The organism is Pseudacidovorax sp. (genome assembly GCF_017991995.1).
Taxonomy (GTDB): Bacteria; Pseudomonadota; Gammaproteobacteria; order Burkholderiales; family Burkholderiaceae_C; genus Xenophilus.
Genome location: NZ_JAGOPN010000005.1, coordinates 211,436 through 226,249, shown reverse-complemented (window position 1 = coordinate 226,249; position 14,814 = coordinate 211,436). Strand labels below are relative to the sequence as shown.

At 68.0% G+C, this 14,814-nt stretch carries 12 protein-coding genes; 9 read left to right on the top strand and 3 right to left on the bottom strand.

The genetic code is table 11. The annotated features are described in order from the left end of the window. The first annotated feature begins 38 nt into the window (after positions 1-38). The 5 genes from KBC94_RS09115 to KBC94_RS09095 all read left to right on the top strand — a co-directional run bounded on the left by KBC94_RS09115 (position 39) and on the right by KBC94_RS09095 (position 5,790). On the top strand, positions 39-1,070 hold the full coding sequence (locus KBC94_RS09115) for a TRAP transporter substrate-binding protein (protein ID WP_294368968.1): 1,032 nt from the start codon (positions 39-41) through the stop codon (positions 1,068-1,070). Beyond that, positions 1,067-2,932: a TRAP transporter large permease subunit gene (locus KBC94_RS09110; RefSeq protein ID WP_294368967.1), complete on the top strand. Its 1,866-nt coding sequence runs from the start codon at positions 1,067-1,069 to the stop codon at positions 2,930-2,932. The genes KBC94_RS09115 and KBC94_RS09110 overlap by 4 nt, the downstream gene beginning before the upstream one ends. A gap of 37 nt (positions 2,933-2,969) precedes the next feature. Then, positions 2,970-3,827 (top strand): transketolase, encoded by an 858-nt coding sequence (locus KBC94_RS09105; protein ID WP_294368965.1) that lies wholly within the window; start codon positions 2,970-2,972, stop codon positions 3,825-3,827. Further along, positions 3,824-4,834, top strand: a complete 1,011-nt coding sequence (locus KBC94_RS09100; RefSeq protein ID WP_294368963.1) for a transketolase C-terminal domain-containing protein — start codon at positions 3,824-3,826, stop codon at positions 4,832-4,834. Before KBC94_RS09105 ends, KBC94_RS09100 begins: the two co-directional genes overlap by 4 nt. Positions 4,835-5,055: 221 nt before the next feature. Continuing rightward, positions 5,056-5,790: an SDR family NAD(P)-dependent oxidoreductase gene (locus KBC94_RS09095; protein ID WP_294368958.1), complete on the top strand. Its 735-nt coding sequence runs from the start codon at positions 5,056-5,058 to the stop codon at positions 5,788-5,790. On the opposite strand, the gene KBC94_RS09090 is transcribed toward KBC94_RS09095, so the two are convergent. Next, on the bottom strand, positions 5,772-6,719 hold the full coding sequence (locus tag KBC94_RS09090) for a LysR family transcriptional regulator (RefSeq protein ID WP_294368956.1): 948 nt from the start codon (positions 6,717-6,719) through the stop codon (positions 5,772-5,774). The genes KBC94_RS09095 and KBC94_RS09090 overlap by 19 nt on opposite strands. A 105-nt stretch (positions 6,720-6,824) precedes the next feature. Here KBC94_RS09090 and KBC94_RS09085 point away from each other — a divergent pair, with 105 nt between their 5' ends. The 3 genes from KBC94_RS09085 to KBC94_RS09075 are packed head-to-tail and all read left to right on the top strand — an operon-like array spanning position 6,825 to position 8,671. Continuing rightward, positions 6,825-7,430, top strand: coding sequence for an FMN-dependent NADH-azoreductase (locus KBC94_RS09085; protein WP_294368954.1), 606 nt, complete (start codon positions 6,825-6,827; stop codon positions 7,428-7,430). A gap of 50 nt (positions 7,431-7,480) precedes the next feature. Continuing rightward, entirely contained in the window at positions 7,481-8,359 is an 879-nt protein-coding gene (locus KBC94_RS09080; protein ID WP_294368952.1) for a pirin family protein, read from the top strand. 12 nt (positions 8,360-8,371) lie between these two features. Next, positions 8,372-8,671 (top strand): 4Fe-4S dicluster domain-containing protein, encoded by a 300-nt coding sequence (locus KBC94_RS09075; RefSeq protein WP_294368948.1) that lies wholly within the window; start codon positions 8,372-8,374, stop codon positions 8,669-8,671. 70 nt (positions 8,672-8,741) lie between these two features. Here the strand turns inward: KBC94_RS09075 and KBC94_RS09070 are convergent, their stop codons facing one another. Continuing rightward, positions 8,742-9,746 (bottom strand): AraC family transcriptional regulator, encoded by a 1,005-nt coding sequence (locus tag KBC94_RS09070; RefSeq protein ID WP_294368946.1) that lies wholly within the window; start codon positions 9,744-9,746, stop codon positions 8,742-8,744. A gap of 280 nt (positions 9,747-10,026) precedes the next feature. Between KBC94_RS09070 and KBC94_RS09065 the strand changes: the two genes are divergently transcribed. Further along, positions 10,027-13,314 (top strand): autotransporter domain-containing protein, encoded by a 3,288-nt coding sequence (locus tag KBC94_RS09065; RefSeq protein WP_294368944.1) that lies wholly within the window; start codon positions 10,027-10,029, stop codon positions 13,312-13,314. A gap of 41 nt (positions 13,315-13,355) precedes the next feature. On the opposite strand, the gene KBC94_RS09060 is transcribed toward KBC94_RS09065, so the two are convergent. Further along, complete coding sequence (locus KBC94_RS09060; protein ID WP_294368939.1) at positions 13,356-14,813, bottom strand: efflux transporter outer membrane subunit; 1,458 nt, start codon at positions 14,811-14,813, stop codon at positions 13,356-13,358. Position 14,814 lies beyond the last annotated feature (1 nt).

Sequence of the window (14,814 nt, the reverse complement as noted above, 5' to 3'; positions counted from 1 at the left end):
GCTTCGCGTCACATCTTTCCAAAACCCAGGAGACATCCATGACAACGTCTAACAAAGGATTTCCTCGAATCGCCCGCCGGCGATTGCTCGGCGCCTCGGCAGCGCTGCCGCTGTTCTCCATCGCGAGTCGGCCGGCCCATGCGGCCGAGTTCAACTACAAGTTCGCGACAGGCCAGGACCCGTCGCATCCGGTCAACAAGCGCGCCCAGGAGGCGATCGACCGCATCCGCAACGCGACGGGTGGGCGTCTGGACATCAAGCTGTTCCCGGCCAACCAGCTGGGCTCCGACACCGACCTGCTGTCGCAGGTGCGCTCGGGCGGCGTCGAGTTCTTCAATCAGGCCAGCGTGGTGCTGTCCACGCTGGTGCCCGCCGCGGGTATCGTCAATACCGGCTTCGCCTTCCACAGCTACGACGAGGTCTGGAAGGCGATGGACGGCCCGCTGGGCACCTATGTCCGCGCGCAGATCGAGAAGGTCGGTCTGCTGACCATGTCCCGCGCCTGGGACAACGGCTTCCGCAACGTGACGACCTCCACCCGGCCCGTGAAGGCGCCCGAGGACCTCAAGGGCATGAAGCTGCGCGTGCCGGCGGCGCCCATGCTGTCCTCGCTTTTCACCGCCCTGGGTGCCAGCCCGACGCCGATCAACTTCAACGAGGTCTATTCGGCCTTGCAGACGAAGCTGGTGGAAGGCCAGGAGAACCCGCTGGCCATCATCGCGACGGCGCGTCTGTACGAAGTGCAGAAGTACTGCAGCATGACCGGCCACGTCTGGGATGCCTACTGGATCCTCGGCAACCGCCGTGCCATGGAGCGCCTGCCCAAGGACATTCAGGAAGTCGTGCGCCGCGAACTCGACAAGGCCGCGCTGGACGAGCGCGCCGATATCGCTGCGCTCAACGGCTCGCTGCGCGATGAGCTGGCGGGCAAGGGCGTGCAGGTCATCGAGCCGGACAAGAACGCATTCAAGGCCGCGCTGGCCAAAGGCACCTTCTACAAGGATCTGCGCGCCAAGTTCGGCGATGAAGCCTGGAAGCTGCTGGACGGCAGCGTCGGGGGACTGGGATGAGCGCGATGCTGCTGGACGTCACGCCCGTTCGGGTGTCGGACGGCGGATGGCTGGCACGTGCGGACGCCTGGCTCGGCCACCTGGTCGAGGCGCCGGCCGCCGTGCTCGTGGTGGCGGAGGTGCTGGTCCTGCTGGCGGGTGTGATCTCGCGCTTCGTCTTCGACAGCCCCATTCCGTGGACCGACGAGCTCGCGTCGATCCTTTTCCTCTGGCTGGCCAACCTCGGGGCCGCCGTGGCACTGCGGCGCGGCACGCACATGCGCACCACTGCACTCGTCTCGCGCTGGAGCGAACGGGCCCAGGCCCGCGCCGAGGTGCTGGCCATCGCGCTGCCCTGCCTGTGGCTGCTGATGCTCATCGTGCCGATGGCCGAATACGCCCAGGACGAATGGGTGGTGCAGACGCCGGCGCTGTCCTGGCCCAACACCGTGCGTGCCGCGGCGGTGCCGGTGGGCTGCGTCTTCATGATCGGCATGTGCGTGCTGCGGCTGGCGCGCCGAAGTCTGGCGGACGTGCTGGCCGTCTCGGCCGCCATCGCTGCGATGGCCGTCGCGCTGTGGCTGGGGGCCGACTGGCTGCAGTCCATCGGCAACTGGAACCTGGTGATCTTCTTCGCCGTGCTGCTCGGCGGCGGGGTTCTGCTGGGCGTGCCTATCGCCTTCTGCTTCGGCATGGCCACGGTGGCCTTCCTGCTGACCGTCACGTCCACGCCGCTGTCGGTGGTGGCCGGACGCATCGACGAGGGCATGAGTTCGCTCATCCTGCTGGCGGTGCCGCTGTTCATCCTGCTGGGGCACCTGGTCGAGATGACGGGCATGGCCAAGGCGATGGTGGACTTTCTCGCCTCGCTGCTGGGGCATGTGCGCGGGGGGCTCAACTACGTGCTGCTGGGCGCCATGCTGCTGGTGTCGGGCATCTCGGGTGCCAAGACGGCCGACATGGCCGCCGTTGCACCGGTGCTGCTGCCCGAGATGAAGAAGCGCGGCAACCACGAAGGCGAGCTGATCTCGCTGCTGGCCGCCTCCGGCGCGATGGCCGAGACCATCCCGCCTTCGCTGGTGCTGATCACCATCGGCTCGGTAGCCGGCATTTCGATCAGCGCGCTGTTCACGGGCGGCATCCTGCCCGGCGTGGTGCTGGCCGTGCTGCTGGCCCTGCTGGCGCGCCTGCGCAGCGCCGAGATTGCCCACGGTCTCCAGCGGGCGCCCATCGGCGTGGTTGGCCGCACGCTGTTGGTGGCGCTTCCAGCGCTGCTGCTGCCTGTGCTCATTCGCACGGCAGTCGTGGAGGGTGTGGCGACGGCCACCGAGGTGTCGACCATCGGCATCGCCTATGCGGTGGTGGCCGGCCTTCTGATCTACCGCCGCTTCGACTGGCGTCGGCTCTATCCGATGCTGGTCGATACCGCCGCGCTGTCAGGCGCCATCCTGTTCATCATCGGCACGGCCACGGGCATGTCCTGGGCGCTCACGCAGTCCGGCTTCTCGCACGGCCTGGCGGCCATGATGAGCAGCGTGCCGGGCGGCAAGTACGGCTTCCTGCTGGTTTCTATCGCGGCCTTCGTGGTGCTCGGCAGCGTGCTGGAGGGCATCCCGGCCATGGTGCTGTTCGCGCCGCTGTTGTTCCCGGTGGCCAAGGCCATCGGCGTGCACGAGGTGCACTACGCCATGGTGATCATCCTGGCCATGGGCATCGGCCTTTTCGCCCCGCCTTTTGGCCTGGGCTACTACGCGGCCTGCACCATCGGCCGCGTGAACCCCGATGTGGCGGTGCGCCGCATCTGGCCCTACCTGGGGGCTCTGCTTGCCGGTCTGCTGATCGTCGCCTTCGTGCCCTGGTTTTCCATCGGGCTGCTGGGCTGATTGCCCGCAGCCGTCCTCTTCATCCTTGAGAACTCTCATGTCTGACCTGACGAACAACTTGCGCGAGCGGGCCTACCGCATCCGCCGCTACGCCCTGCGCATGGGCGAGGTGCAGGGCCAGGGCTACATCGGCCAGGCCCTGGGCTGGGCCGATGTGCTGGCCGTGGCCTACTGCCATGCCATGAAGCAGCGCCCCGGCGAGCCCGAGTGGGAGGGCCGCGACCGCTTCCTGCTCTCGCATGGCCACTACGCCATCGCCCACTACGCCGCCCTCATCGAGGCCGGCGTCATCGACGAGGCCGAACTCGAGACCTACGGCAGCGACGACAGCCGCCTGCCCATGTCCGGCATGGCCACGTACACGCCCGGCATGGAGATCTCCGGCGGCTCGCTCGGCCAGGGCTTGGTCATCGGCGTGGGCATGGCCCTGGGCCTCAAGCACAAGCGCAACCCCGCCTTCGTCTACAACAGCATGAGCGACGGCGAACTCGACGAGGGCTCCACCTGGGAGGCCGCCATGGCCGCCGCCCACCACCGCCTGGACAACCTCATCTGCCTGGTCGACATCAACAACCAGCAGGCCGACGGCCCCTCCAGCAAGGTCCTGGGCTTCGAGCCCCTGGCCGACAAGTGGGCCGCCTTCGGCTGGCATGTGCAGCGCGTCAACGGCAACGACCTGCCTGCCGTGCTCGCCGCCTTCGACGCCGCGCGGGACCTGGCCGAGGCCAAGCCGCGCGTCATCCTCTTCGACACCCTCATGGGCAAGGGCGTGCCCTTCCTGGAGCAGCGCGAGAAGAACCACTTCATCCGCGTCGATCCCCCCGAATGGCAACAGGCGCTGTCCATCCTGGACGCCGGCCGTCCCACCCAAGCCACCCAAGGAGCCGCAGCATGAGCCAGGCCGTCGCAGAAAAGAAGCCCCGGCTGACCACGTCGGCCATGATCGCCTCCATCGCCTCGGAGGGGCAGCGCACCAAGGCGGCGCCCTTCGGCAAGGCGCTGGTCGAGTACGCCGCCAGCCGACCCGAGGTGGTGGGCCTGACGGCCGATCTGGCCAAGTACACCGACCTGCATCTGTTCGCCCAGGCCTACCCGGAGCGCTTCTTCCAGATGGGCATGGCCGAGCAGCTGCTGATGGGTGCGGCCGGCGGCATGGCCAAGGAGGGCTGCGTGCCCTTCGCCACCACCTATGCGGTGTTCGGCACGCGCCGGGCCTACGACTTCATCCATCAGGTGATCGCCGAGGAGAACCTGAACGTCAAGATCTGCTGCGCGCTGCCGGGCCTGACCACCGGCTACGGCCCGAGCCACCAGGCCACCGAGGACCTGGCGATGATGCGCGGCGTGCCCGGGCTGACCATCGTGGATCCGTGCGACGCGCTGGACATCGAGCAGGCGGTGCCGCAGATCGCCGAGCACGCGGGGCCGGTGTACATGCGGCTGCTGCGCGGGCAGGTGCCGCTGGTGCTGGACGAGATCGAGGGCTACCGCTTCGAGCTGGGCAAGGCCAGGATGCTGCGCGAGGGGGCGGACGTGCTGGTGATCTCGAGCGGCATCATGACCATGCGCGCCCTGGAAGTGGCGGTCGATCTGCAGCGCGACAACGTGGGGGTGGCGGTGCTGCACAGCCCGACGATCAAGCCGCTGGACGAGGCGAGCATCGTGGCGGCGGTGGGTGCGAAGCCGCGGCTGGTGGTGGTGGCCGAGAACCACTCGGTGGTCGGCGGGCTGGGCGAGGCGGTGGCCTCGGCGCTGCTGCGGCACCGGGTGCAGCCGGCGGGCTTCCAGCTGGCGGGTCTGCCCGATGCCTTCCTGGACGCCGGCGCGCTGCCCACGCTGCATGACCGCTACGGCATCAGCCGCGAGGCCCTGGGCGCGCGCATCAAGGGCTGGCTCGGCTGAGCTTCCTGCGCCGCCGCGCGGCCTGGTGCCGCGTGCGATTGCGCGGTCGACAGGGGCCGTCCGGGGCACTGGACGGCCCCTTCCATCTTCCAGGCCGATGGTCGCCATCGAAAGATATGGGCTGCCGCAGCGCCCGCCTTCTTCCTACATTCTTGCCGCCGCCCCGCCCGCGAAAGGCGTTGCCTGTCGCCAGCGGGGCCGGCTGACCAAAGGCAAACACCATGAATGAATCGAAGCAATGCGTGGCCATCCTGGGTGCAGGACCCGGCCTCGGCCAGGCGCTGGCCCGCGAATACGGAATAAGAGGCCATGCCGTCGCGCTCGTCGCACGCCGGATCGAGCCGCTGCAGGCGCTCTGTGCGGATCTCGCCCAGGAAGGCATCGAGGCGGCCGCGTTTTCGGCGGACTTCCGCCCCTCGGCTGACAACATGCAGCGCCTGTTCGCGGCGATCCGCGGACGCTTCGGCGAGGTCCATGCGCTGTACTACGGCCCCAACGCGCCCGAGGCCTTCACCGCCGCGGCCACGCTGACCGTGGCCGACGTGCAGGACAAGATGGACCTGTTCCTCTACGGGCTGATGGATGCCGTGGCCCAGGTGCTGCCGGACATGCGCCGACGGCAGGCGGGCAGCATCCTGGTGGGCCTGGGCGGCTCGGCCATCCACGGCATGCCGTACATGAGCGGGCCCGGTCGCGCGCTGGCCGCGGCGCGCAACTACCTGCACTCGCTGCATGGCGAAATGGCGCGCGAAGGCATCCATGTCGGCATGCTGGTGCTTTCTGCCGTGATCCGCCAGAGTGGCTGGCATACCGCCATGGCGTCGGGTGCCGTCCGCTTCGACCTGCCGCCGGGTTTCTCGATTCCCGAGATCGAACCCCACGAACTCGCCGCGCGGTTGCTGGCCTTCGCCGACGCACGGCAGGCGGCCGAACTGATCTACCCGCCCATGCCCTGAGGAGTGGCTCCGGGCGCTGCCGGGTCCGCATCCACCGCCTTGGCGCTGCGCTTGAATTCGTCCAGCAGCCAGCGGCCCGCCGGGCCCGGCGGCGAGTCGGTGCGGTAGAAGGCGGCCAGCGACATGCTGACGTTGGCGCGCGATTCCTCGAACTCCAGCGCGACCAGACGCCCGGCCTGCAGGTCAGCCTGGATCACCGGCAGCGGCATGCCGCCCCAGCCCAGGCCGGCCTTCAGGAAGGCATGCTTGGCGCCAAGGTCCGAGGTGCGCCAGGTCAGGGGCGAGATGACGCCTGCATCCACCTGGTTCGGGAGGCGCGAGCGGTCGCTCAGCACCAGTTGCACATGTTCCTGGAGCAGCCGCGTAGGCAGTGGCTGTGGGTGCTGCGCCAGCGGATGCGAGGGGGCAGCCACCATCAGGTAGGGCACGGCCATCAGGTGCTCGCTCGTCAACTCCGGATGCGGCGACAGCAGTGGCGCGCGGATGCCGAAGGAACTGCGCCCCTCGATCACCGGTTCGATCACGGCGCCCATGCCTTCCACCGAGATGGTCAGCGGCGTGCGCGGGAACTGCCGGTGGAATGCGGCCACGGCCCGGGTCAGCACTTCGGTGGGCAGAAAGACATGCGCCACGATGTTCAGCGCCGGCTCCAGCCCGGCCTCCATCTCCTTGGCCCGAGCCTTGAGTCGGTCCATGTCGCTGGCCACCAGCCGTGCATCCACCAGCAGCGCGCGCCCGGCGAGCGTCAGGGTGGGGCGGCGGTGCGTGCGGTCGAAGAGCCGGACGTTCAATTGGCCCTCCAGGTTGGCCAGGGTCTGGCTGACCACCGACTGGGCGCGTCCCAACTGACGGCCGGCGGCCGAGAAGCTGCCGGTGTCGGCCGCCGCAATGAAGGTGCGCAGTTGGTCAAGGGTGACGGCGTCCAACATATCGTTCGATGCGATGGTATTTATCGAAAAATATAGTCTACACAGATCAATCGGCGTTTCTTATCGTCCAGCTCATCCTCAACTCCCACCAGCTTGGACCCCGACATGAATCTGCTGCACATCGACTCCAGCATCCTTGGCGACCACTCGGTCAGTCGTGAGCTTTCCGCCAAGGTCGTGGCGCATCTCAAGGCCGCCAACCAGGACATCCAGGTCACGCGTCTGGATCTGGGCGAGACGCCTTTGGCCCACCTGGGCAAGGCCCACATCGCTGCCCAGCACGGCGGCCCGGTCTCCGCCGAGCTGCAGGCCGACCTGGCCGCTGGCACGCGCGCGCTCGACGCCTTCCTCGACGCCGACCTCGTGGTCATCGGCGTGCCCATGTACAACCTGGGCATCCCCTCGCAGCTGAAGGCCTGGTTCGACCGCATCTGCGTGGCGGGCAAGACCTTCCAGTACAGCGACAAGGGTCCCGCCGGCCTCTGTGGCGGCAAGAAGGTGATCATTGCCTCGGCCCGCGGCGGCATCTTCAGCGAAGGCACGCCGATGGCGTCGTTCGATCACCAGGAAACCTACCTGCGCACGATCTTTGGCTTCCTGGGCGTGCAGGACATCCGCTTTGTCCGCGCCGAAGGCGTGGCCATGGGCGAAGCGTTCAAGAGCCAGGCGTTCGACAGCGCCGGACAGGACATCGCGCGGCTGGCAGCCTGAGCGCGCGACCGCCGCCCGAGACCCCCCTTACTTGCCCCAAGGACGTGTCCATGACCACGGAAATCCTGTTCCTGGGGGAGGGCCGCCGCATGGCCTCCCCAGGTTTCTCGGTGCAGAGCTTCGTCTTGCACGAACGCGGACTCGCTTCGTCGCCGATCCTGAACTTCGACGACTTCCGTGTCGGTGAGCGCGCCTTCGGTCCGCATCCGCACGCGGGCTTCTCGGCGGTGACCTACCTGTTCGAGGACTCCGAGGGCGCGGCGCGCTCCCGGGACTCGCTGGGCAACGACATCGTGGTCGGACCGGGCGGCATCGTCTGGACCCAGGCAGGCCGCGGCGTGATGCACCACGAGCTGCCGGCCGATCCGGCCCGGTCGCTGCATGGCGCGCAGATCTTCGTGAACCTGAGCGCCGCCCGCAAGACCATCGTGCCGTCCGTGATGTGGCTCGACGGCAAGGACGTGCCCAGGTGGCAGAACGGCCGGGGCGACCAGATCCGGGTGGTGGTCGGCCGCTACGGCGAGGTGGCCTCCGCGCTAGTGCCTGCCGAGCCGTTCACGCTGCTCGACGTGGCGCTTCGCAAGGGCGTGGACATTCCGCTGATGGCCGGGCAGTTCGGCCTGTTCTATGCGCAGTCGGGCGAGGTAGGCCTGCGTGCCGACGGCGGCGATGCCGTCGTCGAACTGCAGGCGGGCGAGGCTGCGGCCGTGCGTGGCGGCGGCATCGTGCAGCTGCAGGGCCGTCCCGGTGGTCGGGTGCTGGTGCTGGCCGCCAAGGAGATCCACGAGCCGGTTGTGGCCCGCGGCCCCTTCATCATGAACAACGCCGATCAGATCGTTGCCGCGGTCCGGCGCTTCGAGGCGGGCGAGATGGGCCGGCTCGCCTCGCCCGTGCCGCTCCAGGCGGATGTCCCACCATTGATTCTTTGAGGAGAAGCCGTCATGCCACGCCAGAAAGAAGCCGCCGATTGCAAGGCCAGTCCCGGGACGATCGTGCCGGTCGTCGATGCCCGCCGATGCGAAGGCAAGGGCGACTGCGTCACCGTGTGCCCCTTCGACGTGTTCGAGGTCGGGCGCCTGCCGGACGACGTGTTTGCCCAGATGCCGGCGCTCATCAAGTTCAAGCTCTGGGCGCATGGGCGGCGCACCGCGTTCACGCCCAATGCCGACGCCTGCCAGGCCTGTGGGGCCTGCGTGGCCGCCTGCCCGGAAAAGGCCATCACGCTCAAGCGCGCAGCCTAGGGATGCGCTTCGCGAAGCGATCGACAACCTTCGCAGATGCCCAGGGTGTCCGCATTCGCGAGGAGCATCCCTAGGACTGGCCGGACTGGCCCCGGCCCCGCGCCCGGCAATCGCCTGGCGAGCAATCGAAATGCGCCTTGAAGCGGGTTGAGAAGTTGCAGGCGTGCCTGTAGCCGACGGCCGTGGCGATGCTGGAGATCGACATGTCGGTGTCGACGAGAAGGCGGTGGGCCTCGTCCATGCGTTGCCCGTGCATGAACGCGGTGACGGACATGCCGTACATCTGCTTGAAGCCGTAGAAAAGCTTGGTCCGATTGATGCCCACGCGCCGGCTGAGCCTGGGGATGTCGGGTGCAGCGGCGATGGATCGGGTCAGTATTTCCCTGGCCGACCGGATGGCTGCGCGATCGCGTTCGCTCATGCGGCCAGGACGCTGCTGTGGGGCACTGACCAGATCGCCCAGGGCGAGAATGAGCATCTCCTGGGCCTTGATGGCGACGAATGCGGATCGCAACTCCCAGGGGAGCCGTCGAGCGATCAATTCGCTGGCCGTCTGTCGCAATTCGGGCCCATACCGGACGGGATGATGGTGTGCGCCCGGTGTGTGCGCCGCCTCCTCCCATCGAAGCTGATCCGGCAGCTGAACCCCGAACTGAGCGGGGAGCCATTCCGGCCGAACGGCAATGCTGATGAAGCTCTGGCGCTTCTGCGCCGCGATGCACTCCTGCATCACCTGATCCGGGCGTGCGATCAACACACCAGCGGGGCTGTCCGCGATGTCACCGAACGGATCATCTCGCAGCCAGGTCTGAACGGACAGCTCGCTTCCGAAATGAAAGCGGATGAACCCGTCGTCGGCGATCTCATAACGCCTGCCCGTTCCGAATGTGCAGTGGGAGACGACGACGCGCATGTCGGGCGTGTGCAGGTATTCGAGGGTGCCCTGGCCTGCGTCGGCCCCCAGATCCAGCGTGCCGAACTCGGCATTGCGCCGGCGATCCACGACTACGCCGGTTTCGTTCAGACCGAGCACCTCGGCCAACTGCGAGAAGCGTCCCCAGGTGAAGCGGGCCATGTTGCCTGGTCTCGCGTTTCCTGCCGCGTGACCTGGGGCCGTGGCCCCCGCCTTGCGTTGCGATGTGGGAGGCGCTGTCAGTGGTTCCGTCATAAATGTCAAAGACAAAGTTTTCCCTGCGGATGCAAAAGAAAGTGCTTCCGCGGCGTGCGTATTCTGCGGGCCACTCATCTTCGGACGTGTGGTTTCGGACAGCCGCAACAAGACAGCACAGCCGGGCTTCCATCCCGAGTCCACGCCACGCTTCCGGACTCTTCAGCATCGAGAACAGGAAGCGGGCATGTCGAACAGGATCATCGTCAAGAGGTCGAATTTCCAGCGCGGCGGTCGCCCGCCATTTCAGGCATCGGCCAGTTGCATTGCATTGGCTGTCTGGGGTGCGCTGCTGGGGCAGGCCGCGCATGCGGACAGCGTCTACTGGAATGGTCCCGCCAGCGGCAATTGGTTTCTCGACAGCAACTGGGTGTGGGACAACCATCACCCCGGGTCCGCCGATTCGGCGCGTATCGATTCGGCTGGCCCGCAGATCCAGTCCGGTGAAACGGGGACGGTCGACGCGCTCCTGATCGGCATTGTCAACACCGGCAACCTGAACGTCGCTGGCACCTTGAACTCCGGGTCCGTCACGCTGGGCTACAACGCCGGTGCTTCGGGGTCGATCCGGGTCTCCGGCGGAAGCTGGACGAACACCGGCGCACTTTTCATCGGCGAAGGCGGAACCGGCCTCGTGAACATCACGGCGGCAGGAACCGTGACCAGCGCGTCGGCGCAAGTCGGCCATGCCAGCGGCAGTTCGGGCACCGTCGTCGTCGATGGCCCCGGATCCCGCTGGCAACTGGGTTCGGGCAATCTGAACATCGGCGTCGGCGGCACCGGGTCGCTGTCGATCCTCAACGGTGGTTCGGTGACATCGGGCAATACGACGATCGGCACCGACGCCACCGGCACTGGCCAGGCGCTGGTTTCCGGAGCCGGCAGCAGTTGGGCCAGCACAGGCAACCTCTATGTCGGCAATGCCGGACAGGGCACGCTCACGATCAAGGATGGCGGCAGCGTCAGCGCCGTCGGCGGCTATGTGGCGACATTGGACGGATCCAATTCGCGTCTCGAAGTCACGGGCGCGGGATCTGCGCTGGCTCTGTCCGGCTCGTTCATCGCCGGCTATGAAGCGGGCTCGACCGCCACCGTCGATCTCGGCGAGGGCGGCCGTATCCGGGCGCTGCAGGGGACGCTGGGCGACCTGGCCGGCTCCACTGGATCGATGAGCGTTTCCGGAGCAGGCTCGGACTGGTCGGCGGTCGTCGACGACAGCATCGCCTATTCCGGCTACATGAATGTCGGTCGACTCGGCCGCGGCACCCTCAGCGTGACCGACGGCGGCTCCGTGACCGGCTATCGGCTTTACATCGGCAACGAAGCCGGATCCGAGGGCAAGGTGACGCTCAGCGGCAGCGGCTCGCAGATCCGGATGGACAGCAATCTCTACGTCGGGGCAGAAGGCAAGGGCGAACTGACGCTGTCCGACGGCGCGCAGATCCATGCCGCGGCGGTGAAGGTGGGCTACCTGGCGGGTTCGACGGGCGTGCTCAACATCGGCGCGGCCGCGGGCGAGGCCGCTGCGGCCGCCGGCACCATCGACGCCGCCCAGATCGTGCTCGGTGACGGCGACAGCCGGCTGGTGCTGAATCACACCACGGCCGGCTACGTCCTTGCGCCGGACATCGTCGGCAATGGGCAGGTGATCGTGTCGAGCGGCGAGAACACCTTCACCGGCAACAACACCTACGCCGGCGGCACCACCCTCTCGGGTGGAACGCTGACCGGGACGGCGACCAGCTTCGGCACCGGGGCCATCGTCGACAACGCCGCGCTGGTGCTCGACCAGGCGGCGAATGCGACCTTCGGCAATGTCATCTCCGGCAACGGCACGCTGACGAAGACAGGGGCCGGCACATTGGACCTGACCAGCGACTCGTCCTCCTTCAGCGGTGCGACGATCATTGCCGCCGGCGAGCTCAAGGTGAACGGGTCGATCGCGGCTTCGGCCGTGCAGGTGCAGCCGGGTGCCAGGCTCTCGGGTTCCGGCACCGTGGGGAGCCTGACAGCGCTTTCCGGCTCGACCATCGCCCCGGGCAACAGCCCTGGAACCCTCTCGGTTGCAGGCAACTACCACCAGGCCGGCGGCGCGACGTACGACGCCGAGGTGATCCCCGGCAGCGCGACGTCCGACCGCATCGCGATCAACGGCACGGCTGCAATCGACAACGGGGCGATCCTCAACGTGCGGAAATACGGGTCGTCCGGCGCCTACGCGCTCGATGATCGATACACGGTGCTGACCGCCAACGGCGGGGTGACCGGCACCTACACGCTGACCGGCGACACGGCGATTTCCGCCTTCTACGCACTGGCGGCCGACTACGACGCCAATCACGTCTATCTCGAAGCGAAGCAGACCCGCACCTTCGCAAGCGCCGCTGCGACTGCAAACCAGGCAGCAACCGCGGCGGGTCTGCAGAGCCTGCCGACGCACGGCGCCCTTCGAGCGGCCATCGGGAATCTCCAGACCGACGCGGAAGCGCGCGTGGCCTTCGATCAGCTTTCTGGCGATCTCTATTCGACCATCAAGGGCGCGATGATCGAGGACAGCCGACTGGTGCGGCTCGCGGCCATCGAGCGTTTGTCCTCGGCTTTCGGCGGCGTCGCCCCACAGGCGGGACCGACCGCCGCCACCGGGGGCGCCAACGGGCTCACCGTGTGGGCGAACAGCCATGGCAGCTGGGGTCATGCCGACGGCAATGGCAATGCGGCATCGCTCACCCATGACACCAGTGGCTTCGTCATCGGCGGGGATGTGCGCATCCTGGATGGCGCCCGCTTCGGTCTGCTGGCGGGTTACAGCCGCGCCACCTACGACACGGACGGTCGCAATGCCACCGGCTCATCCGACAACTACACCCTGGGCAGCTACGGCGGCACGCAGCTCGGCGCGCTCGGCATCCGCGTCGGGACCACGTACACCTGGAGCGACGTCAGCACCCAGCGGAACGTTGCCTTCACCGGCTTCGCCGATCGGCTCTCGGGCGCGTACCACGCCGGTGTCTTGCAGGCCTTTGGCGATGTGGGCTATCGCATCGATGTCGGTTCGGCCCAGGTGGAGCCCTTCGCCGGCCTTGCCTATATGAGGGTACATAGCGAAGGTTTTACCGAAAGGGGCGGACTTTCCGCGCTGACGGCGAGCAGCGGCCATGATGATGTGACCTACTCGACCCTGGGCCTGCGTGGCGCGAACGACTTCACCCTCGGCAATCGCACGCTGACGGTCAGCGGCTCGGTCGCGTGGCGGCATGCGTGGGGCGATACCGACCTGGGAAGCACGTTGAACTTCGCGGGTTCCAACGCATTCGGCATCTCCGGCCTGCCGATCGTCAAGGATGCTGCAGTGATCGAGGCGGGACTGTCCACGAAGGTCCAGACAAATGTCTCGCTCCGCCTCGCCTACACCGGTCAGCTTGCCAGCCGCGCCAGGAGCAATGGCGTGCGCGCGACCCTCAACGTGGCGTTCTGAGGCGAGCGGCACGCCACGGGCCGGGGCGACGGCACCCGGCTTCAGCGCGGCGCCTGCGCCACCACGGGCTCGGAGCGCTCCGACCAGCCACCCCCCAGCGTGCGGTAGAAGGTCACCAGGTTCGTCATCTGCGACAGCTGCGTGCCGATGAGGTTCTGCTGTGCGGCGTAGAGCGACAGCTGCGAGCTCAGCACGGTCAGGTGGCTGTCCACGCCGGCCTTGAACCTGGCCTGCGAGAGGCGGTAGCTGTCGGCGTTGGCCTCCACCAGCGCGCGCTGGGCGTCGAGTTGACGCGACAACGCGCCGCGTTGCACGAGTGCATCCGACACCTCGCGGAAGGCGGTCTGGATCGCCTTCTCGTACTGGGCCTGGGCGATGTCGCGGCTTGCCTTGGCCGCGGCCAGATTGGCGCGGTTGGTGCCCGCATCGAAGATGGGCACGCTGATCTGGGGCGCGAAGGTCCAGGCGCCCGAGCCGGCCTTGAACAGGTGCGACAGTTCGCTGCTGGCCGTGCCGGCCGAGGCCGTCAGGCTGATGCGCGGGTAGAAGGCCGCACGGGCGGCGCCGATGTACGCATTGGCGGCCTTGAGGTCGTGCTCGGCCTCCACGATGTCGGGCCGGCGCTGCAGCAACTGCGAGGGCAGGCCGGGCGGGATGGTCGCGAGCTGCCCTTCGGTCAGGTCGGCCGCAGCCAGGAGCGAATCGGGCAGCAGCGCGTCGGGCACCGGCGCGCCGATCAGCAACACCAGCGCGTTGCGGTCCTGCGCCACCTGCGAGGTGTAGCTTTCGACGTCGACGCGGGCGGTTTCCACGCTGGTGCGTGCCTGGCTGACGGTGAGCGCGGAGGCCTGGCCGAGGTCCTGCAGGCGCCGTTGCAGGGCGAGCGCCTCGCTCTGGTCCGCCAGGGTCTGGCGTGCCAGGGTCAGCCGGTCCTGGTCGGCGGCGAGCGTCAGATAGGCGGTGGCCACCTCGGACACCAGCGTCACCTGCGTGGCACGCCGGGCCTCGCTGGTCGACAGGAACTCCTGCAGCGCCTGTGCGCTCAGGCTGCGCACGCGGCCGAACAGGTCCAGCTCGTAGGCGCTGATGCCCAGCGACACGCTGGACTGGTGGGCGATCAGCGCATCGCCCGTCGAGGACAGGTCGGCCGGCGTGCGGCTGCCGGTGCCGCTGGCCGTCGCGCTGACCGTGGGCAGACGCGCCGCATCCTGCACCTGGTACTGGGCGCGGGCCTTCTCGATGTTGAGCACCGCGACGCGCAGGTCGCGGTTGTTGGCCAGGCTCATGGCGATGAGCTGCTGCAATTGCGGCGAGCGGAACACGTCGCGCCAGCCGATGTCGGCCACGGCCTGCTCGGCAGCGGTGCCGGCGGCGCCGGCGTCCCCGGCGTAGGCGTCCTGCACGGGAAGGGCGGGCCGCTCGTAGGCCGGCATCAGGCTGCAGCCGGCCAGGGCCGCGGCCAACGCCACGGGGGCGAGGGTGAAGGCGATGCGGCGCATC